Origin of the sequence: Paracoccus aminophilus JCM 7686, from assembly GCF_000444995.1 — a bacterium.
GTDB classification, from domain to species: Bacteria; Pseudomonadota; Alphaproteobacteria; order Rhodobacterales; family Rhodobacteraceae; genus Paracoccus; species Paracoccus aminophilus.
On the sequence record NC_022049.1, the window covers coordinates 336,172 to 355,138 of the forward strand.

The window sequence follows — 18,967 nt, forward strand, 5'->3', positions numbered from 1 at the left end:
CAGTCGCGCAAGGGATTTCCGCGATCTGTCCAAGATGTCTTCGTCCGCGCCGCCCGCTTGGTTACAGCCCGCACGGCTTCGTGAAGGCCAATTGCGCAAACCGCCGCGCCCTTTTCGCCCGCCGCTGCGTTTTTTGGGCGGGCCTGCGTTTTTTCGGCGGGCCAGCGCTTTTTTGCGCAAGTGCTGTAACCTTTGCCCGCCGTCCTGCGAAAGACGAGATGTGACCTCGACGCGCCCCAGTGAACGCCTCAGTGAAGATGAGCTCCAGCGATTGATGCTGTCCGCGCTTGACGGGGACGGTCCGGCTTACCGCGCGCTCCTCGAGGCGCTGACCCCGCGGCTTCGCACCTATTTCCAGCGGCGGCTTTTTGATGGGCTGGCCGCGCAGACCGATGATCTTGTGCAGGACACTTTGCTCGCCATCCACAACCGCCGCCTGACCTTCGATCCCGCGCTGCCGCTCTTGGCCTGGGTCCATGCGATCGCGCGCCACAAGCTGATCGACACGCTGCGCCGCGAACGCCGAGGCGCGCGCGCGGGCCTGCCGCTGCCGCTCGACGATCTCGCCGATCTCTTGGCCGACCCCCAGCCCCATGCCGCGCAGGCCGAGGACCGCCGCGATGTCGAGACCTTGCTCGCGGCTTTGCCCGCGCGCTCGCGCGATGTCATCACCAAGGTCCGGCTCGAGGGCAAAACTCTGGCCGAGACCGCCGCCGAGACCGGGCTGAGCGTGGCCTCGGTCAAGGTCATCATCCATCGCGGATTGGCCGCGCTGAAGAACCGATTGGGAGGCGGCGCATGAGCGATTCCGACGCGAGACAGGGCAGAGGCCCCGCAATCGCTGACCGCGCCGAGAGCGAGCGCGCGCTGATCGAACATCTGGTCGCGGATCTGCGCCCGGTGCCGCGCCATGCCCTGCCCCGGCGTCTGCTGCTTGGGCTGGGGCTTGGGCTTTGCGGCGCGGTGCTGGTCATGCTGGCGGTCTTGGGCCTGCGCCCCGATCTTGGCACTGCCGCGCAAGGCCCGGTCCTGTGGCTGAAGCTCGGCTATGCCGGAGCTTTGGCGGCGGCGGGTTTTGCCGCGCTCGACCGGCTGGCGCGTCCCTTGGGCGGGGCGCGCGCGCCGGTCTTTGCCGTGCTGGCGCTGCTGGTTTTGGCCGCCGGGCTTGCGCTTGCGAATGTCATCTCTGCCCCCGCCGAGGCCCGTCATGCGCTGATTTTTGGCACGACCGCGCTGGTCTGCCCTTTCCTGATCGCGCTGGTTGGCGCGCCGGTGCTGGCCGCGCTTCTGGCCGTGCTGCGCCGGATCGAGCCGACCCGCCCGGGCCTTGCCGGGGCGGCGGCGGGGCTGGTTGCGGGGGGCGCGGGCACGCTGGTCTATGCGCTTCATTGCCCCGAAACCGGGCTGCCCTTCATCGCGCTGTGGTATAGCGCCGGGATCGGCCTGACGGCGGCGCTTGGCGCCCTCGCCGCGGTGGCCGGGGCGCGATGGGCGGCCGGATAACGCCGCGCCCGCCCGGTTTAGGCGCCCCGTCTAAGCGCCCGTCTGACTGCACCGTCTAAGCGCGCCACTCAGCGCGCGAGGCCCTGCTCTTGCAGCCAAGCGACCGAGGCCAGCAGCCCGCGATTGTCGTTCAGCTCGAGGATCAAACGCGGCGTCGGCTCGATCTCGGCCAGAGCGCGGAAGACGCCATGCCAGCCGATATTGCCCTCGCCAATCGCCCAATGGCGGTCGGCATAGCCATCGGCATCCTGCAAATGGACATGGGCGAGCCGCGCGCCGGCGCGGCGGATGTAGTAATCGACCGGCGGCGCCCCGGTCGCGCCATGGGCGTAATGGGCATGCCCGGTATCGACCGAAACCGCCATCGCGGGCGAGTTGAAGCTGTCGGCAAGCAGGCGGCGGATATCGGGGTCCTTGTCCTCGATATTTTCAATGACCATGGTCACGCCGATCTCTTCGGCGCGCGCGACGACCGGCGCCATGGTCTCGTGGCAATGCGCGATCACCCGAGCATGGGCGCGCCCGCCGGGCACATTGTCGAGATTGTGGAAATCCCAGGTCGAATAGGGCGAATGGATCACCATTTGCGTCGCACCCAGATAGTCGCAAACCTCGAGCCCCTGCAGATGCTTGCGCGTGATCAGCGCGCGCAGATCGGGGTCGGGATTGGCGATATTGAGTCCCCAGAACGGGCCATGAATGCCCAAGCGCCCCTGATAGCCCGCCAGAAGGCCAAGCGCGCGGTCGGCCACGCTTTTCCAATCGCCATTGAGCAGCGGGATCTCGGCGAAATCCTGCAACTCGAGATCGCGGTTCTCGCTGAGGATAAAGTCGCGAAAGCCCGCGAGTTCATCGGTGGTCATCGCCGCGCCGAGAAGGGGAAGGTCGGTCATGTCAGATCCTGCGATCGAGTGGGGGCAAGGGGAAGCAGTCGGGCCAGCAGAGCATGAAACTCGGCCATGCCACAGACAATATGATGCGCGCCCGCCGCGCGCAGACGCTCGGCCTGATCGGGGCGGCGCTCGGACGGGCCGACAAAGCCCACGGCAAGGCAGCCCGCCGCGACGCCTGCCGCAAGCCCGTGGGGCGTGTCGTCGATGAAGAGCGCGGCCTCGGGCGCGACGCCCAACGCGCGCGCGGCGTGCAGCACCAGATCGGGCGCGGGCTTGGCGCGGGCGACGTGATCGGCGGAATAGATATGGCGCCCGAAATAGGCCGCGAGCGGGCTCGCCATCAGCGAGCGTTCCAGCCTGCGCAGCATCGAATTCGAGCAGACCGCGATCGGCAGATCAAGCGCGGCCAGCACGGCCTCGACCCCCGGGATCTGCGGCACGGCCTGGTCAAACATCGCAAAAAGACGCGCATCCGCCTCGGCAAAAACCTTGGCCGCGTCCAGCCCCGCCTGCGCCAGCCAAGCCTGCGTCACCGCGCCCGAGGTGCCAGAAAAAAGCCGCCCGGCCTCTTCGGCGCTGAGCGTCACACCAGCGGCGCTGATCGCTTGGGCGAGGGCTGCGGCGCTCAGAGGCTCGCTGTCGAGCAAGACGCCGTCGCAGTCAAACAGAACCGCCTCGATCCGGCGCATGGGCGACAGATCCGCCGGGTCGAAACCGGCAAGCGGCAGGGCACCGGGCCCGGCAGAGGCGAGCGCAGGCGTGCCCATCGCTCAGACAGCCCTCGGGTGCGCGACATGTCGGCGCGCGTGTTTCGGATCGGGACAGGCGGTCATGGCGCTCTCTTTCGAACCAAGGCCGAAGAAATCCGCCTCTCGCGCCGCCTTCTGGGCCCGCTCGGTAACCTTTTGACGACTCTGGGGTGAAATTTGGATGAACGCGGCGCGAAATTTACGCCCTTGGGTTGAGAGACCCCCCGGCGATCAGCACAGCAGCCCTGCCGCCACCAGCAGCAGGGCCAGAACCGCGACCAGAAGCACCTGCGCCGCGCGCGCCATTGTCAGCGCACCGCCGCGCCGAGCCGCGCCATCGGGCGGTCGTTGATCGGCCAATGGATCACCGCCGCCAGCAGCGCAATCCCGATCGAGGCCTGCCAGGCAAAGTCATAAGAGCCGGTGACGCGATAGGCATAGCCCGCCCCCCAAGCGCCGAAAAACGCGCCGACCTGATGCGACAGGAACACGATGCCAAAAAGCGTCGAGACATAGCGCACGCCAAAAATCTGCGCGACCAGCCCGCTCGTCAGCGGCACGGTGCCAAGCCAGAGAAAGCCCAGAACGCAGGCAAAAACCGTGGCCGAAAGCGCGGTGATCTGCAGGCTCAGGAAGACCACCATGACCAGCGCGCGGGCGAGATAAATCGCGCCGAGCACATATTTCTTGCGCAACCGATCCGCCATCATGCCGAAGACATAAGAGCCGAGAATGTTGAAAAGCCCGATCAGCGCCAGCGCACGCGCCCCCACCGCCGGGTCGAGCCCCTTGTCGGCGAGAAAGGCGGGCAGGTGGGTCCCGATGAAGGCGACGTGAAAGCCGCAGACGAAAAAGCCAAGGTTGAGCAGCCAAAAGCCCGAATGCGACAAAGCCTCGCGCAGCGCCGCGCCGAAGCTTTGCACGGGGCCGCTGCCCGATTGCGCCGGGCTTTGCGGGCGTCCGGCGATGCCGATGGCCAAAAGCGCCATGAGCGCGGCCAGCGCGGCGTAGATCACGAAAGTCTCGCGCCAGCCATAGCTGTCAAGCAGCGCCTGCGCGACTGGAACGAGCAGGAACTGACCAAACGAGCCGCCCGCCGTGACGACACCCGCCGCCATGCCGCGCTTTTCGGGCGCGACCGCACGGGTCGCGGCGCCAATCGCCACGACAAAGGTCGTCCCGGTCATGGCGAAACCGACCAGCACGCCAAGCGAGAGCGTCAGGCCAAAGGCGCTCGAAATTCCCGCCGCGAGCACGAGGCCAAGCGCGTAAAGCACCCCGCCAATCGCCGCGACCCGCCCCGCGCCATGCTTGTCCGAGATCGCACCAATCACCGGCTGCGCCAGCCCAAGCACGAGGTTTTGCAGCGCAATCGCCAGACCAAACGCCTCGCGGGTGATGCCGAGATCCAGCTCGATCGGGCGCAAAAACAGCCCGAACGCCTGCCGGATCCCCATGGCGATGGTCACGATTGTCGCCGCGCAGATCAGCACCGTCCAGGTTTTGAGCCGCTGACCTGCGGCGGGCTCGTCTTGCGTCATGGGAAGCTCCGGTGATTCGACCTCGACGGGTCTGGAAAGGCGTTGCATTTTTAGATTATGTATGTGATCTATTTTAATCGAAGCGCAGCGTCAAGCACCGCCCGCGCCCGCTTTGGTTGCGCGCGGGGCCGCTTCTGCCTTAGGGTTTGGGCAGCGTTCGGGCGGCGTTCGGGTTTGCGCGCAAAGCCAGACGAGGCGCGGTCCGGCGCCGCAGACGGGAAGGATGAGCATGGGTCGATCGAGCAAGGAAGAAGCCGCGCGCACCCGGCTGCGGATTCTGGCAGCCGCCTCGGATCTCTTTCGCAAATCTGGGGCCGAGCGGGTTTCGGTCGCCGATATCATGGCCGCCGCCGGGCTGACGACGGGCGGGTTTTACAAACATTTCGCCTCGAAAGAGGCGCTGGTCGCGGAGGCGACGGCGCTCGCCTTTGCGCAATCGGATGAAGGCTGGGCCAGATTGGCGGCCGCCCAGCCCGAGGAGGGCGCCGGGACTGCGGCGCTGCGCGCGGCTTTGGTGCGCCATTACCTGCGCCCGACGCCCGAGCAGCGTTGCCCGATGATCGCCTTCGCCGCCCCCGGTGCCGAACACTCCGCGCCCTCGGAACCCGCAAGCAAGGACAGCGGCTTGGCCTATCGCGACGGCGTCGCGGCGCTGCTCGCGCGTTTCGCCGATCCCGGCACCGCTGCCAATCCGGCGCGGCCCGAAGCGCCGCCGCCAGGCGAGAGCCTCTCTGATGAGGCGCTGGTCCTTTTCGCCGCGATGATCGGCGCGCGCGTCTTGGGCGAGGCCAGCGCCAGCGCGCCTTGGATCGCGCCTTTGCGCACGGCGGTGATCCGCGCGGCAGAAGCCGAAGCCGTGACCGAAGCTCGCGTAGACGCCAAGGCGCAAGAATAAGCCCGCCATCTTTCAGCCGATCACGAAGGGCTCTGCCAGCAGCGCCAGCGCGATCACGATCATCGCGCCGCCCGAAAACAGGCCAAGCCAGCGCGCGGCCTCGGGTTTCCGGCGCAAGATCACCCGCGCGCCCTGCCCGACCAGCCACAGCACCAGCGCGCAATTCACGATCTGGATGCCGCCAAGCGCCGCGACCTGCATCGGCACCGGCAGCGTCGCCTTGGGCGTGGTGAATTGCGGAAGCAGCGCCAGAAAGAGCAGCAAAACCTTGGGGTTGGTGCCGCTGACGACAAAGCCGCGCTTGACCCAGCCGAAGGCGCGTCCAGCCGTCGCGCCGGGCGCGATCTCGATCTCGGGCCCGGTCCCGGTCCCTGCCGCTGCGGGCACTGGCGGATGGCGCAAAGCCTGCATGCCGAGCCACAGAAGATAGCCCGCCCCCAGCACGGTCAGCGCGCGCAAAAGCAGCGGGAAATGCACGACCAGCGCCCCGGCCCCCGCCGCGACCAGCAGCGTCACCCAGACATAGCCAAGCAGCATCCCCGACAGCGCCGGCAGCAGCGCGCGCTGGCCCATGCCCGCGGTAATCGCACAGGCCCAATCCGCGCCCGGCGTCATCACCAGCGAGATCGACAGCAGCCAAAAGGCGAAAAGCAGCGAGGCATCCATGCGAGTCACTCCATATCCAGAAGCGCAAGGATATGGTGTTCATCCGGCAATGTGCTTGCGCATCCTTGCTGTCACTCGGCGATCTCGGCTATATTCTTCCTCATGGACAGCATTGACCGAAAAATTCTTGCCGAACTGCAACGCGAGGGGCGAATTTCTGTCACCGAGCTTGGTGAACGCGTCGGGCTGAGCCTGTCGCCCTGCCACCGCCGCGTGCGCGCTTTGGAAGAGGCGCGCGTCATCAACGGCTATCGCGCCACCGTCGATCCAAGCAAGGTCGGGCTGAATTTCTCGGCCATCGTCTTCGTGACGCTGCAACAGGTCAGCGGCGCGCAGGTCATTGATTTCGAAGCCGCTTTGCCGCGCATCCCCGAAATCGTTCAGGCCGAGCGGCTGTTTGGCGATCCCGATTACATGCTTCAGATCGTGACCCGCGATCTCGCGACCTTCCAGAAGCTTTATGACGAGCATCTGCTGGCGCTGCCCTCGGTTCAGCGCCTGACCTCGACGCTGGTGATGAAGACGGTAATCGCGCGGCGGCCCCTGCCACTTTGAACCGGAGCCGCTTTGGAAGGGTTGCGAGGAAGCGGGGTTGCGCCGGGAGGCGCTCTTTTTTAGATTACCAATGTGATCTAATCGAAAGGGGATGAGATGGCCAATGATATCAAAGCCCGTGACAGCGCGGATCAGGTCGCGCCGCTGCGCCCGCTTTATCTCGAAGATCTCGCCGTTGGGCAGGAATTCACCAGCCGCAGCTATCCGCTCGACGAGGCGGCGATCATCGCCTTTGCCCGCCAATATGACCCCCAGCCCTTCCACATTGACCCAGAGGCCGCGAAAGACACTTTCTTTCAAGGACTTGCCGCAAGCGGCTGGCAGACGATGGCGATCACGATGCGGCTTTTGACCGAAAGCCTGCCGATTGGCAGCGGGCTGATAGGCGCGGGGGCAGAGATCGGCTGGCCGCAACCGACCCGACCGGGGGACGCGCTGCATACCGTGGCGCGGGTGCTGGAGATCACGCCCTCGCGCTCGAAGCCCGATCGCGGCTTTGTCACCGTCCACACCCAGACGCTGAACCAGCGCGGCGAGGTGCTTCAGAACGTCACGACCCGCATCCTGACCTTCCGCCGTCCGGCTTAAGCGGCCTCTTTGGGGCGGCAGCCTCCGCCTTTTCTCGCAGACCCCCCCTCCTTTCTGCGCAATGGCGTTTTTGCGCGCCACGCATGAAAGTTGCGCAAGATGCCCCGGCCGCGCAAGGTCGCTGCGGCACCAACAGGAAACAACGCTCGGGGGGAGAGCTGAGATGGACGACCACGCGACCGGCGGACGCACGCCGACCATCCGGACGATTGCCATGCCCGGCGACACCAATCCGGCAGGCGATATCTTCGGCGGCTGGCTGATGAGCCAGATGGACCTCGCCGCGGGCAGCGTTGCCGCGCTGACCGCGCGCGGGCGCAGCGCCACCATTGCCGTCGAGGGCATGAAGTTTCACCGCCCCGTCAAGGTCGGCGATGAGGTCTCGCTTTTCACCGATCTGGTGCGCGTCGGGCGGACCTCGATCCAGATCCATGTCGAGGCTTGGCGTCGCCCGCGCGAAAGCGATGATTGCGAGAAGGTGACCGAGGCGGTTTTCACCTTCGTCGCCATCGACAGCAATGGCGCGGCGCGGCGCATCCATCCGGCAGCAGAGCAGGTCTGACCGCAGCCAGCGGGCGCGGCGCTTCGGGAACAGCGACGCGACGCTGCCTGACCTTGCCCCGCCTCACCCGGCGCGCAAGGCCGCCATCCAGCCAAGCGTCTCGCCGGTCAGGCGGGTCGGTTTATATTCCGCGCCAAGCGGACGGCTCCACCCCAGCCCAGAGAGCACGCCCACGATGTGGCGATAATCGAGCTCGCCATGATCGGGCGTGCCGCGATCGGGGACCGAGGCGATCTGGATATGGCCGATCAGCGGCAGATGCCGGGCGAGACGGCGCGAGACATCGCCCTCCATGATCTGGAGATGATAGCAGTCAAACATCAGCCGCAAATTGTCATGCCCCGCCTCGGCGATCAGCGCAGCCGCCTGATCCGAACCTTGCAGGAAATAGCCCGGCGCATCGTAATGGTTCAGCGGCTCGATCAGGATGGTGATGCCATCGGCGCGCGCGGCCTGGCAGGCATAGGCGAGATTGCCGAGAAAGACCGCCCGCGCCTCGGGGCCCGCAGCAAAGCCCGCCATGACATGGACCGCGCCGCAGCCGATGGCGCGGGCATAGGCCAAGGCCTCGTCAATGGCGGCGCGCGCCTCGACCTCGCGCCCGGGCAAAGCGGCGAGCCCGTTTTCGCCGGGCTGGCCGCGTCGCGTGTTCAGCCCGAGCATCACGAGCCCGGTCTCGGCCAGAGCGGCGGCGGTCTCTGCGGCGGGGGTCTCATAGGGCCAGTGGCATTCGACCGCGTCAAAGCCTGCGGCCTTCGCCGCGCGGATCGCCTCGGGCAAGGGCAGATCGGCCCAGAGAAATCCAAGATTGGCAGACAGGCGCGTCATTCATCCCCCCAGGCGATGTCATGGATGCGGACCAGCTCATCGACCTGAGCCGGGGTCAGCAGATTGGGCGTTGCCCCGCGCAGCAAAAGCGCCAGCCGCGCGGTGGCCTCGAGCTCTTCGATCGCATTGCACGCGCCCTCAAGATCGCGACCGGCGACGACCGGGCCGTGATTGGCCAGCATCACCGCCGAATTTTTGCCCGCAAGCCCGCGCACCGCCGTGCCGATCTCGGGGTCTCCGGGGCGGAAATAGGGCAAAAGCCGGACGCGGCCGAGCTGCATATAGGCATAAGGCGTCAGCGCGGGCAGAAAGTTTTCCGCGTCCTGATCCGGCAGGGTCGAGAGCGCGACCGCGTGGCAGGAATGCAGATGCACCACCGCCCCCGCCCGCGCGCGCGTCTGGTAGAAGGCCGAATGGAGCGGCATTTCCTTGGTCGGTTTGTCGCCGCCGATCTGGCGCCCCTTGGCGTCGAAATGCGCCAGACGCGCCGGGTCGAGCCGCCCGAAGCTGGTCCCTGTGGGCGAGACCAGCAGCCCACCGTCCGGCGTCAGCGCCGAGATATTCCCGGTTGAGCCCGCCGTCAGCCCGCGATCAAACATCGAGGCCGCCAGCAGGCAGATCCTTTCGCGCAGCCGCGCTTCCTCGCTCATCATGCCCCCCTCGGATCAGCCCGGATTTCGGCGGCATTCTCGCCGCATTCGCGCCATGCGCAAGGGGCCTCGCCCGCGTCTCAGCAGCGTTTCAGCTCGGGCGCAGATCCAGCCGGTAGCGCCCGGGCGTGAGCCCGGTCGCGGCCTTGAAGGCGCGGCTCAGATGGCTTTGGCTGTCGAAACCGCAGGCGGCGGCGGCCTGCGCCAAGGGCTCGCCCGCGCCGATCAGCGCCTTCGCGCGCTGGATGCGGCGATGCTGGATCAGCCGGTGCGGGGTCACGCCGACGCTGGCGCGAAAGCTGCGCTGAAAGTGAAACTCGCTCAGACCGACCAGCCCGGCGAGATCGCGCAGATGCAGCGGCTGGTCGAGATTGGCCTCGATGAATTCGCGGATCCGGCCCAGACTTTTCGGGCTGAGCCCACCCGCAAGCCGCCCGGTGCAGCGCGCAACAAAGCGGCTTTCGGAAAAGAGCGCGGCGAGCAATTCGGTCGCGGCCTCTTCGGCCCAGATCGCCTGCCCCGACAGCGCCGCCGCCTGCAACGCCAGAAAGGGCGCGGCCATGCCCTGCGCATCGGCATAGGTCAGATCGGCGACATCGACGGCGCGGGCATCGCGGTCGAAGGTCTCGGCATAGGCCAGCCGCAGCTCGTCATCGGGCAGGTTGATATGGACGAATTCGAAGCTCTCGGTGATCTCCCATTCCGAGCTCAGCCCCTCGGGCATCATGCAAACCGCGCCCTGCCAGCCGCGCGCGGGGCCCCCCGGCGTATCCAAACGGCGCGTCCCCGCGCCGCCTTTGGAATAAAAGCTGAGCGTATGCCCGGCGGGCGCGTCATAGCGCACGAACGCATCGCGGTTGCGCCAAAGCTTGACCGAGCGCCCGAAGCCCAGATCCAGCCCGCCGCGCAACTCCGCATGGGGCGAGGCCGCGAGATAGGCCGAAATCGGCGCGGTCGGCCCCGTGGCGAGGCTTGCGGGCACCCGCGTCCGCGAGCGGGTCGCGGGAAGGGCTGCCGGACGGGGCGCCGAAGAGGCGGCAGGCGGCATAGCCGGTGCAGACGCGCGATCTTGCGCGGATGCTTCATCGCTGGCCGCCCCCGCTCCGATACGGGGGGCTCGCGCGCGCAGCACCTGTTCGGCCGCAACCGGATTGCCGCCAACCGGCAGGTCAAGAGAGGAGCTGATCGGGGGCACGGTCATGGTGGCACGTTCGGGCGGCAGGTTGGGGGCGCAGATCGGGAGAGCGGGTTCGGGAGAGCGGGCGGGTCGCAAAAGAGAACACAGAGGCGGGTCGAAAACGAAAGGCATGGGGTGCAAGGCCGGGGTTCAGGCCCCCGGCGCGCGCAGGGCCCGCTTGGGGCCATGGGTCGCATTTTACGCCAACGCGCGCGGGACGCCAGCGCCCCGAGTGACATCGACCTGCCGATGGTGTGTCAAAACTGGCTGCAGTGCTACCATTCCGTGATGGCGGGAGGAGCGGCATGGCGGGTTTCATCGAGGGAGTTCAGCGAAGCCAGACGGTGCTTTTCCCGAACCGGCTGGAAGACTGGATCGGCGAGGATGATCTTGTTCGCGTGGTTGACCTGTTCGTCGATGAGCTTGATCTGGCAGACTTGGGTTTCATCCGCTCGACCTCGGCGCGCACCGGCCGACCCGGCTATTATCCCGCCGTTCTGCTGAAGCTGTTCATCTATGGCTACCTGAACTGGATCCCGTCGAGCCGCAGGCTGGAACGCGAGGCCGAGCGCAATGTTGAAGTGATGTGGCTGATTGGCCGGCTCGCGCCCGACCACAAGACCATCGCCGAGTTCCGCCGCGCGAACGGCCTGGCGATCCGCAAGACTTGCGCACAGTTCGTCGACCTGTGTCGTCGGATTGGCGTTTTGAAGGGCGATTGCGTTGCGGTCGACGGCAGTAAGTTCAAGGCGGTGAACAACCGTGATCGCAACTTCACGAAGAACAAGATTGCCAGCCGCCTCACCCATCTCGAAGCTGATGTCGAGCGCTATATCGACGATATGGTGCGCATCGACCGGCAGGAGGAAGGCGAGACCCATACCCGGAAAGTCCGGGATCTGGCTCGGCGTTATGGTCGCATCCGCCAAGAGATTGATCGGCTGAAGGCGATGGACAAAGCCCTGGCCGATACCCCCGACGGGCAGATCTCCCTGACCGATCCCGACGCTCGGGCCATGGCGACCAGCGCCCGCCACAGCGGTATGGTTGGTTATAATGTCCAGACCGCCGTCGATACCGAGAGCCATATCATCGTCACCCACGAAGTCACGAACCAGGGCTTTGATCGCGACCAGCTCAGCCCGATGGCAATCTCGGCAAAGGATGCCCTTCAGCATGAAGACCTGCACGCCATCGCAGACAAGGGATACTTCAGCGGCCCCGAGATCCTCGCCTGCCATGAGGCGGGCATCACCACGACCGTGCCGCGCCCCGCCACCTCGGGCAATGCGGCCAAGGGCATGTATGTGAAGGCCGATTTCGCCTATGATCCGGAACGCGACGTCTATGTCTGTCCTGCTGGCGAGGAACTGATCTACCGCTACACCCGCGAGGAAGGTGGCCTTCAGGTCCGGCGATACTGGATCAACGCATGCCAGAGCTGTCCATTAAAAAGCCGCTGCACCACTGGCACAGAGCGCCGGATCACCCGATGGGAACATGAGCATCTGATCGACGCGATGCACGAAAGGCTGAGCAGGGACACCGATCCGATGACGCTCCGCCGCTGCACGGTCGAACATCCTTTCGGCACAATCAAGGCTTGGATGGGGCATACCCATTTGCTGACTGTGTTTCGGCGTGCAATCTTGACCCCTTAGAGTGGGGTATCGGCACCCAATTTTGACCCCCCTGATGTTTTGCCAGACCGTTCGCTGGAGGATCAGCGAGCGGAGGGGGAGATGAAGCGGGTTGATACGATCGCGCGGGTCCGGCGAGCCTTCTATGTTCATGGCTGGTCGGTGAAGAAGATCGTTCGGGAGCTGCACGTGTCGCGGATCGAAGCCATTGCGCCATTGGTCCGAGCAATGGCTGAGGGGTGCGCAAGATACTTCGGTCGGACGAGACGGATTTCAGCTATGAGCGCAGCCGCCAGCCGTTGCCCCGGATCGGGCCATGGCAGGGGCAGCTGGAACAGTTTCTGTCCTCGAATGCGTCGAAGGCCTCTCGCGAGCGGCTGACGTTGATCCGCATCTTCGAGGAACTGCAGGCGCTCGGATATGAGGGCGGATACGATGCCGTGCGCCGGTTTGCGCGAACCTGGTCACAGGCCCGCGGGGCGGTGACGGTCGAGGCCTATGTGCCTGTTCTGGCGCGCAAACCCGGAGCGCTGCGCAATGGCGCGCCCTTCAGGGACTGGGCCTTGCCCGCCGCCATGTCCGCGATCCGCCGCAAGTTGAAGGGCAGCGATGATGGCGATCGGCAAATGGTCCAGATCCTGGCCTGCGTGCCGGAGGACGGCCTTCAGGCTGTCGAGGCCGCTTGCCGCGAAGCGCTCGATCACGGCGTCCATTCCGCGCCGGTCGTCATCAACATCCTCGCCCGCCAGCGCGACCCCGCGCCACCACCCTTGCTGCTCACACCAACCGCGCTGCGCCTGACCCATGAGCCCGTGGCCGACTGCGCGCGGCTCACGATAACCTCAAGAGGACAAGCCACTATGGAACGCACCCAAATCCTCGATCTGATGGGGACGCTGAAGCTTTACGGAATGCGCAGCGCCTATGACGAGGTCATGGCCGCCGGCATCAAGCGTCAGCACGAGCCGCCCCGGATCGTCGGCGATCTGCTGCAGTCGGAGATTGCCGAGAAGCTGGCACGATCCATCCGCTATCAACTGACCGTCGCCAAGCTGCCATTGGCGAAGGACATCGAAGAGTTCGACTTCACCGGCACGCCGATCAATGAGGGCCTAGTGCGCGACCTCAGCACCGGCAGCTTCGTCTCTGACCAGCGCAACGTCGTGCTGATCGGCGGCGCAGGCACTGGCAAGACCCACCTCGCCATTGCCATAGCACGCGCCCTGATCCGGGGCGGCACCCGCGGACGCTTCTTCAACGTCGTCGATCTGGTGAACCGTTTGGAAACCGAGACGCGCAATGGCAAGCAGGGTCGCATGGCCGACTACCTGACACGCCTAGACTTCGTCATCCTGGACGAACTGGGCTATCTGCCCTTCGCCCAGTCAGGCGGCCAGCTGCTGTTCCACCTCATTAGCCGGCTCTACGAGCGCACCTCGATCATCGTCACCACGAACCTTGCCTTCGGGGAATGGCCGACCGTCTTCGGCGATGCCAAGATGACCACGGTACTCCTCGACCGGCTCACCCATCATTGCGAGATCATCGAGACCGGCAACGAGTCATGGCGCTTCAAGAACCGCGCATGACCGGGGCCTGACCCGCCTCCACCACTGATCAGTTCCGTCGGCTCAGGCCCCGCCGCAAACCGCATCAACGGGGTCAATATTGCACGCCGATAAGGGGGCAGTTTGCCTGCCGATTGACATATCGCCACCTACATTCTGAACCCATCTCTCTCAGATGCCCGAGACGATCTCCTTCAGCTCCTAGGGTTGTATCGACTTATCGATCTCCAGGTGCGGAGGCATGGTTCAGAGGCGGCTCAATGAGGGTGATTTCGGTAGGCCCTGGTGGAACGAAGCCTTTTCGGAACCCACGGCTATACTACTCCGAACCGTAGAAGAGGGTACAGGCGTTGGCCGCCCGTGTTCCCTGTGAATATTCGCCACGCTTGACCTGACCGGTAGTTGCAGCCAGCCCGTAGCTCATCGCGTCTGCCGCCAGACGAGCTGGCGATGAGAGTCCCCCTGCTTTTCTTATTTTTTCAATTATATCGCGAATATCTCCAGGAGGTTCGACAAGCTCCACGCGAGTAATCTTTGCTGTTTGGCAGTTAATCAGAGAGAATCGCCCAGACACAGGCCCCTTGTCGGCTGATCGAATATTGTACAACCCGACGTTACCGTTGCCGAAATCCTCTCCAGACATCTCATATGTTGTGCTGCCCAGCACCGAGATCGCACGACCGCCGCCGGCAATCGTCTTACTATGCAGCTTTGCGTCTTCAGACGAGCAGCCTGCCAAGATCGCGAGAGACATAACAGCCAGAGTGCGCGCTTTCATCATCGATACCAACCTTCATAATATCGCGATCTCAACACCACGATCAAAAACTCGATGATACAGATGAGGCGAACGGCGGCTAGCCGCATCGCTGCCGTCACCGCAGGCGGTCTGCGGCGGTAATCCTCCCCGTTTTAACGGGGTGCAGAAGTAGACTTCAGGCAGCCATCTTCAGTTTCTGGGCGGGTGTGATGCCGCCGATGCCCATGTTGGGGCGCTCATTGTTGTAAGTCCATAGCCAGTCGGTTGCGATCTCCTGCGCCTCCTCGATGGTTTCAAAGATGTATAGGTCCAGCCATTCATTGCGGACTGTCCTGTTGTAACGCTCGACGTAGGCGTTCTGCTGTGGTTTCCCAGGCTGGATGTGGTTGTGGGCAATGCCCTGCTTCTCGGCCCAGATCATCAGCGTGGAGCTGATGTATTCAGGGCCATTGTCTACCCTGATGGCCAGGGGCTTTCCGCGCCACTCGATGATCTGATTGAGGGACCGGACCACCCGCTCGGCCGGGAGCGAGAAGTCGACCTCAATGCCGAGGCCCTCACGGTTGAAGTCGTCCAGCACGTTCAAGAGGCGGAATTGACGGCCATCGGCCAATCGATCAGCCATGAAGTCCATTGACCAGACCGTGTTCGGCGCGTCAGGGACGCTAAGCTCTTCAGGCTTGTCACGCTTGATCCGCCGCCGCGGCTTGATCCGCAGGTTCAGTTCCAACTCGCAATAGATCCGATGGACGCGCTTGTGGTTCCAAGGATGCCCTTGGACGTTGCGCATGTGCAGGAAACATAGCCCAAAGCCCCAGGTCCGGTGCACCTTGGTCAGCCCTTCCAACAGGTCCGCGATAAACTCGTTCTCGGCATCGCGCTTCGGGCTGTAGCGAAAGCAGGTCTCGCTCACGCCAAAGGCCCGGCAGGCCAGCGCGATGCTGACCCCCTTCGTCGCCACAGCCTTCTCGGCCAGCTCCCGGCGTTGAACTGGCCGTGTCATTTTTTTCCTAGTGCTTCCTTGAGCAGTTCGGCCTGCATGCTCAGGTCCGCAAACATGCGCTTCAACCGCCGGTTCTCGTCCTCAAGCGTCTTCATCTGGCTCATCATGGACGCGTCCATGCCGCCATACTTCGAGCGCCATTTGTAAAAGCTCGCTGTGCTGATCCCATGCTCGCGGCAAAGTTCAGGCACGGCCACGCCGCTCTCGGCCTGACGAAGCACGGCCATGATCTGCGGCTCGGTGAAACGGCTCTTTCTCATTCGAATCTCCTCAGCTCACGCTACGAGAAAATTCTACTTATGCAGCCCCTTAACCATGGGGAGGATTACCCCGGCATTTGGTGTATCGGATTAATGCAACCTATTCACTTAACCGTCTCTGTTGATGGCATGGGAGCTCCCAACCTGACGGCGTCGTAATATGCCAATGTCATGAGTGTTGAGGCTCGCGCACGACCGCTTCGGTCCGCATAGCTACCATCGAGGCTGAGACCTCGCTCCGGCACCATCCGAACGTTGGCTCACAGGGATGAGGCAAAGCAGCATTGGCCGAGACCGGCCGGCGCCTTCGTCCAGCCTGTCACTTTCGCCCTTCACCTCAATATCTCCGCCAGTAGGTCGGCGACATGCCTGAGCGCCCGGTCCTTCGCGCGACGCCGGTGCCAGGCGAGATGCAGCGGGAAGCCGCTGACCGGGATCGGAACGGGGCGCGCGATCAGGTCCGGCGCGGCAGGCATCACGCGCGAGGGCAGCATGGCGATCATGTCGGACCCGCGCAGAAGATCCGGGACCATACCGAAGCTCGGCACCACCAGCCCGATGCGACGGCTGCGGCCGAGGCGGGCCAGTTCCGCGTCGAGCGGGCTGCGCGCATCGCCGCGTCCCGAGACGAGGATATGCGGATATGCCAGCCAGCCGTCAAAGTCGAAACCCGCGATCGCCGGATGTCCGGGGCGCATCGCGATAATGTAATGTTCGGAAAGCAGCTCCTCGCGATGAATATCCGCATCCTCGCCGGGGAGGACCGAGATAGCGATGTCGGTCGTGCCGTCGACCAGCGCCGCGCGAGCCGCCTCGCCCCCGAGCCAGGGCTGGATCACCAAATCGAGGCCGGGAGCCGTTCCGGCCAGCGCGCACTGCAAGGGGCCGGTCACGAACAGCGCGGGATAGTCCGCCATGGCGATGCGCAGGGTTTGACGGATCTCGGCCAGCGGCACCTCGGGCGGGTCGATCAGATCGCCCACCCCGGCCAGCAGCGATTTCAGCGCCGCGCGTAGCGATTCCGCCCGGGCTGTCAGCCGCATGGTGCCGCGCCCTCGCTCCAGCAATTCATCGTAGAACAGATGCCGGCAGCGTTGCAGCGCGGCCGAGGTAGCAGGCTGTGACAGGCCCAGCCGGTCAGCGGCACGGCTGACATGTGCCTCGTCCAGAAGGGCGTCGAGGATCACCAGAAGGTTCAGGTCGAGCGAGCGCAAATTCATGTGGTGGATAATAGATCAGATCATTAATCGATTGGAGTAATTTCTAAGGCCCCGGCATCATTCACCCATCCCAACCATGGAGATGACGATGACCAAGACCCTGATCTTGATGTTTCACCCCGACCTGACCCGGTCGAAAGCCAACGCCGCGATGGCCCGCGCCGCTGCGGCCCTGCCCGGGGTCGAGGTGATCGATATGACCGCCGCCTGCCCAGACGGCCTCGATCTTTTCCGCGACGGCGAACGGGAGGCGGCGCGACTGCTGGCCGCCGACCGGATCGTGCTGCAGTTCCCGGTGCAGTGGTATTCCGCCCCGCCGCTGCTGAAGGCCTGGCAGGATGCCGTGTTGACCCGGATGTTCTACATCACCTACGACGCGGAGGGTCGTCGGCTGGAAGGTCGGCCGCTGATGATCGCCGCCTCCGCCGGCAACACGGCCGAAGCCTATGTGGCGGGAGGGCGCAACCTCTTCCCGATGACGGACCTCCTGGCACCGTTGCGCGCCACCGCGAATCGCTGCGGATTGGTCTGGGCCGAGCCCTTCGTCTTCTACCGCGCCGACAAGCTGTCGCTCGACGAGATCGACGCTGCCGCCCAGGACTATGCCGCGCATCTCGCCCGCTGGATCGCCGGTCCGGCGGAGCAGGCAGCTTGAGCCATGGAGAAGACACATGACGCCATTACGGACCTTGGCGACGGCACACCCGTCTGGTCTACCCTTGCCGCCTGCACACTTCCGCTCGGTCTTCTCGGCCAGTTCCTCAGCGCCGGAACCGCACTGTTCTGCAGCGGGGAGCCGTGGGGCGGCGCGCGAGCCTTAGTGGCGCCCTGTCCCTTCCGCTCCTCGCGCTGCTTGGGGGTGCGCTCCTCTTCCGCCGACTGAACGGCTTGGTTGGTGGCCGGGGCTGACTTTCGCGCTCTACCTGACGCGGGTCGCGCTGGCGGCCGACGCGAGCCCACTGCCGCTCTCTCCTCACCCGTTCAACGGCGCGCTGGTGCTGTGCGCCAATTTGATCCTGCTGGCCGAGGGCGAACGCCGCAGGGCCCAAACCATTCGCGCGGATATCCAGCCATGAAACTCACCCGCCGCGACATCCTGCGCATGGCCAGCGGCCTTGCCGTCGGTGCCACCGCCGCCTCGATCGCCAGCTTCGAGGCGCTGGCCAAGGGCGACATCGCCGACACGCCCAGCTTCCTGACCGGCCATTTCCGCGCGATGACGGAGGAGAGATTGCCCTGACACCGACCGTCCGGAACGCCATCTCCACGCCACTATAGGGCCGCTATTTCCGCATTGACCACAACCCGACAGAAGGCGTGCCCCCGGTGCCTGGTTCTATGGCTCGAGCATGATCCACGGCCTTCGCACATCGGGCGGGCAGGCCGAATGGTATCGCAACCGCCGGGTCGACACCCCGGCGCTGACCGAGGGCAAGGCGGTCCTCACCGATCAGGGCACCATCGACCTGACTGCCAGCGCGGCAGGCACCTCGGTCATTGCCCATACCGGACGCATCCTTGCATTGCAGGAGATCAACCCGCCCTTTGAACTGACCTCGGAACTGGCGGCCTTGGGTGCCTACGATTACGACGGCGCACTGAAGGCGATGATGACCGCGCTCCCGAGGATCTTCCCCCGCACCGGAGAGCTGCTGTTCTTCGGCAGCTCGCCCCTGGCTCCGCATCTGACCTACCATATCGCCGACGTGCAAGGGCGGCTGGTCCACGGCGAGTTTCTCAATGGTTCCGGCCCCACATCGTCCACGGTGGGCAACCGCCCGCCATGGTCTCCTTCAACTGCATCAAAACCGATCAGCAGACGCAGGCAGTAGCTTAAATCAGCTGGAAAACTGTCCGAGCTTCGGGGAGTAGCTCACAAGAAAACAGCCCGGCGGCGCGACTATCTCAG

At 65.0% G+C, this 18,967-nt stretch carries 19 protein-coding genes and 3 pseudogenes; 12 read left to right on the top strand and 10 right to left on the bottom strand.

What is annotated here, in order from left to right; genetic code table 11:
• Nucleotides 1-220: 220 nt before the first annotated feature.
• Nucleotides 221-802 (top strand): sigma-70 family RNA polymerase sigma factor, encoded by a 582-nt coding sequence (locus JCM7686_RS19630; RefSeq protein WP_020952466.1) that lies wholly within the window; start codon nt 221-223, stop codon nt 800-802.
• Nucleotides 799-1,503, top strand: coding sequence for a DUF1109 domain-containing protein (locus JCM7686_RS19635; protein ID WP_020952467.1), 705 nt, complete (start codon nt 799-801; stop codon nt 1,501-1,503). Before JCM7686_RS19630 ends, JCM7686_RS19635 begins: the two co-directional genes overlap by 4 nt.
• 68 nt (nt 1,504-1,571) lie before the next feature.
• Here JCM7686_RS19635 and JCM7686_RS19640 read toward each other — a convergent pair whose 3' ends face one another.
• The 3 genes from JCM7686_RS19640 to JCM7686_RS19650 all read right to left on the bottom strand — a co-directional run bounded on the left by JCM7686_RS19640 (nt 1,572) and on the right by JCM7686_RS19650 (nt 4,686).
• Nucleotides 1,572-2,396: a sugar phosphate isomerase/epimerase family protein gene (locus JCM7686_RS19640; protein WP_020952468.1), complete on the bottom strand. Its 825-nt coding sequence runs from the start codon at nt 2,394-2,396 to the stop codon at nt 1,572-1,574.
• Complete coding sequence (locus JCM7686_RS19645) at nt 2,393-3,163, bottom strand: HAD family hydrolase (RefSeq protein WP_020952469.1); 771 nt, start codon at nt 3,161-3,163, stop codon at nt 2,393-2,395. The genes JCM7686_RS19640 and JCM7686_RS19645 overlap by 4 nt, the downstream gene beginning before the upstream one ends.
• Nucleotides 3,164-3,453: 290 nt before the next feature.
• The gene (locus JCM7686_RS19650; protein WP_020952470.1) at nt 3,454-4,686 is read right to left on the bottom strand and encodes an MFS transporter; all 1,233 of its coding nucleotides are present in this window, start codon (nt 4,684-4,686) and stop codon (nt 3,454-3,456) included.
• A 229-nt stretch (nt 4,687-4,915) separates the two neighbouring features.
• Between JCM7686_RS19650 and JCM7686_RS19655 the strand changes: the two genes are divergently transcribed.
• Nucleotides 4,916-5,581, top strand: coding sequence for a TetR family transcriptional regulator (locus tag JCM7686_RS19655; RefSeq protein WP_020952471.1), 666 nt, complete (start codon nt 4,916-4,918; stop codon nt 5,579-5,581).
• A gap of 12 nt (nt 5,582-5,593) precedes the next feature.
• Here the strand turns inward: JCM7686_RS19655 and JCM7686_RS19660 are convergent, their stop codons facing one another.
• Nucleotides 5,594-6,247, bottom strand: a complete 654-nt coding sequence (locus JCM7686_RS19660) for a LysE family translocator (protein ID WP_041528163.1) — start codon at nt 6,245-6,247, stop codon at nt 5,594-5,596.
• Between the two features lie 102 nt (nt 6,248-6,349).
• Between JCM7686_RS19660 and JCM7686_RS19665 the strand changes: the two genes are divergently transcribed.
• The 3 genes from JCM7686_RS19665 (at nt 6,350) to JCM7686_RS19675 (ending at nt 7,952) form a co-directional block, all read left to right on the top strand.
• A complete protein-coding gene (locus JCM7686_RS19665; protein WP_020952472.1) occupies nt 6,350-6,802 on the top strand; it encodes an Lrp/AsnC family transcriptional regulator in 453 nt (150 codons plus the stop codon).
• Nucleotides 6,803-6,898: 96 nt separating this feature from the next.
• Nucleotides 6,899-7,390, top strand: a complete 492-nt coding sequence (locus tag JCM7686_RS19670; RefSeq protein ID WP_020952473.1) for a MaoC family dehydratase — start codon at nt 6,899-6,901, stop codon at nt 7,388-7,390.
• A 163-nt stretch (nt 7,391-7,553) separates the two neighbouring features.
• Entirely contained in the window at nt 7,554-7,952 is a 399-nt protein-coding gene (locus JCM7686_RS19675) for an acyl-CoA thioesterase (RefSeq protein ID WP_020952474.1), read from the top strand.
• Between the two features lie 63 nt (nt 7,953-8,015).
• Here JCM7686_RS19675 and JCM7686_RS19680 read toward each other — a convergent pair whose 3' ends face one another.
• From JCM7686_RS19680 to JCM7686_RS19690, 3 genes are all read right to left on the bottom strand, one after another.
• A complete protein-coding gene (locus tag JCM7686_RS19680; RefSeq protein WP_020952475.1) occupies nt 8,016-8,780 on the bottom strand; it encodes a hydroxypyruvate isomerase family protein in 765 nt (254 codons plus the stop codon).
• Nucleotides 8,777-9,430, bottom strand: a complete 654-nt coding sequence (otnC, locus tag JCM7686_RS19685) for a 3-oxo-tetronate 4-phosphate decarboxylase (RefSeq protein ID WP_020952476.1) — start codon at nt 9,428-9,430, stop codon at nt 8,777-8,779. The genes JCM7686_RS19680 and otnC overlap by 4 nt, the downstream gene beginning before the upstream one ends.
• A 91-nt stretch (nt 9,431-9,521) precedes the next feature.
• Complete coding sequence (locus JCM7686_RS19690) at nt 9,522-10,631, bottom strand: helix-turn-helix transcriptional regulator (protein ID WP_236635903.1); 1,110 nt, start codon at nt 10,629-10,631, stop codon at nt 9,522-9,524.
• 281 nt (nt 10,632-10,912) lie between these two features.
• Here JCM7686_RS19690 and JCM7686_RS19695 point away from each other — a divergent pair.
• From JCM7686_RS19695 to istB, 3 genes and pseudogenes are all read left to right on the top strand, one after another.
• A pseudogene (locus tag JCM7686_RS19695) lies at nt 10,913-12,238 on the top strand (IS1182 family transposase); the annotation flags it as partial.
• A gap of 449 nt (nt 12,239-12,687) precedes the next feature.
• Nucleotides 12,688-13,101: pseudogene (locus JCM7686_RS25195) on the top strand (IS21 family transposase); the annotation flags it as partial.
• Nucleotides 13,102-13,107: 6 nt separating this feature from the next.
• Nucleotides 13,108-13,836, top strand: coding sequence for an IS21-like element helper ATPase IstB (istB, locus tag JCM7686_RS19700; protein WP_020952479.1), 729 nt, complete (start codon nt 13,108-13,110; stop codon nt 13,834-13,836).
• A 298-nt stretch (nt 13,837-14,134) separates the two neighbouring features.
• On the opposite strand, the gene JCM7686_RS19705 is transcribed toward istB, so the two are convergent.
• The 3 genes from JCM7686_RS19705 to JCM7686_RS19720 all read right to left on the bottom strand — a co-directional run bounded on the left by JCM7686_RS19705 (nt 14,135) and on the right by JCM7686_RS19720 (nt 17,058).
• Entirely contained in the window at nt 14,135-14,596 is a 462-nt protein-coding gene (locus JCM7686_RS19705; RefSeq protein ID WP_041527328.1) for a hypothetical protein, read from the bottom strand.
• Nucleotides 14,597-14,750: 154 nt separating this feature from the next.
• A protein-coding gene (locus JCM7686_RS19710) for an IS3 family transposase (protein ID WP_148292561.1) occupies nt 14,751-15,838 on the bottom strand; the annotation gives its coding sequence in 2 pieces (ribosomal slippage) (nt 14,751-15,577 and nt 15,577-15,838; 1,089 coding nt in all).
• Between the two features lie 332 nt (nt 15,839-16,170).
• On the bottom strand, nt 16,171-17,058 hold the full coding sequence (locus JCM7686_RS19720; protein ID WP_020952480.1) for a LysR family transcriptional regulator: 888 nt from the start codon (nt 17,056-17,058) through the stop codon (nt 16,171-16,173).
• 88 nt (nt 17,059-17,146) lie between these two features.
• On the opposite strand from JCM7686_RS19720, the gene JCM7686_RS19725 reads away from it, so the two are divergent.
• From JCM7686_RS19725 to JCM7686_RS19730, 3 genes and pseudogenes are all read left to right on the top strand, one after another.
• Nucleotides 17,147-17,713, top strand: a complete 567-nt coding sequence (locus JCM7686_RS19725; protein ID WP_020952481.1) for an NAD(P)H-dependent oxidoreductase — start codon at nt 17,147-17,149, stop codon at nt 17,711-17,713.
• A 417-nt stretch (nt 17,714-18,130) separates the two neighbouring features.
• On the top strand, nt 18,131-18,298 hold the full coding sequence (locus JCM7686_RS24775; protein WP_158442385.1) for a hypothetical protein: 168 nt from the start codon (nt 18,131-18,133) through the stop codon (nt 18,296-18,298).
• Between the two features lie 88 nt (nt 18,299-18,386).
• Nucleotides 18,387-18,890, top strand: a pseudogene (locus tag JCM7686_RS19730) (carotenoid oxygenase family protein); the annotation flags it as partial.
• Nucleotides 18,891-18,967: the final 77 nt, after the last annotated feature.

Coding starts and splice junctions, on each gene's coding strand:
- JCM7686_RS19635 (WP_020952467.1), top strand. CDS start 799: ATGAGCGATTCCGACGCGAGACAGGGCAGAGGCCCCGCAATCGCTGAC.
- JCM7686_RS19640 (WP_020952468.1), bottom strand. CDS start 2,396: ATGACCGACCTTCCCCTTCTCGGCGCGGCGATGACCACCGATGAACTC.
- JCM7686_RS19645 (WP_020952469.1), bottom strand. CDS start 3,163: ATGGGCACGCCTGCGCTCGCCTCTGCCGGGCCCGGTGCCCTGCCGCTT.
- JCM7686_RS19650 (WP_020952470.1), bottom strand. CDS start 4,686: ATGACGCAAGACGAGCCCGCCGCAGGTCAGCGGCTCAAAACCTGGACG.
- JCM7686_RS19655 (WP_020952471.1), top strand. CDS start 4,916: ATGGGTCGATCGAGCAAGGAAGAAGCCGCGCGCACCCGGCTGCGGATT.
- JCM7686_RS19660 (WP_041528163.1), bottom strand. CDS start 6,247: ATGGATGCCTCGCTGCTTTTCGCCTTTTGGCTGCTGTCGATCTCGCTG.
- JCM7686_RS19665 (WP_020952472.1), top strand. CDS start 6,350: ATGGACAGCATTGACCGAAAAATTCTTGCCGAACTGCAACGCGAGGGG.
- JCM7686_RS19670 (WP_020952473.1), top strand. CDS start 6,899: ATGGCCAATGATATCAAAGCCCGTGACAGCGCGGATCAGGTCGCGCCG.
- JCM7686_RS19675 (WP_020952474.1), top strand. CDS start 7,554: ATGGACGACCACGCGACCGGCGGACGCACGCCGACCATCCGGACGATT.
- JCM7686_RS19680 (WP_020952475.1), bottom strand. CDS start 8,780: ATGACGCGCCTGTCTGCCAATCTTGGATTTCTCTGGGCCGATCTGCCC.
- otnC (WP_020952476.1), bottom strand. CDS start 9,430: ATGAGCGAGGAAGCGCGGCTGCGCGAAAGGATCTGCCTGCTGGCGGCC.
- JCM7686_RS19690 (WP_236635903.1), bottom strand. CDS start 10,631: ATGACCGTGCCCCCGATCAGCTCCTCTCTTGACCTGCCGGTTGGCGGC.
- istB (WP_020952479.1), top strand. CDS start 13,108: ATGGAACGCACCCAAATCCTCGATCTGATGGGGACGCTGAAGCTTTAC.
- JCM7686_RS19705 (WP_041527328.1), bottom strand. CDS start 14,596: ATGATGAAAGCGCGCACTCTGGCTGTTATGTCTCTCGCGATCTTGGCA.
- JCM7686_RS19720 (WP_020952480.1), bottom strand. CDS start 17,058: ATGAATTTGCGCTCGCTCGACCTGAACCTTCTGGTGATCCTCGACGCC.
- JCM7686_RS19725 (WP_020952481.1), top strand. CDS start 17,147: ATGACCAAGACCCTGATCTTGATGTTTCACCCCGACCTGACCCGGTCG.
- JCM7686_RS24775 (WP_158442385.1), top strand. CDS start 18,131: ATGAAACTCACCCGCCGCGACATCCTGCGCATGGCCAGCGGCCTTGCC.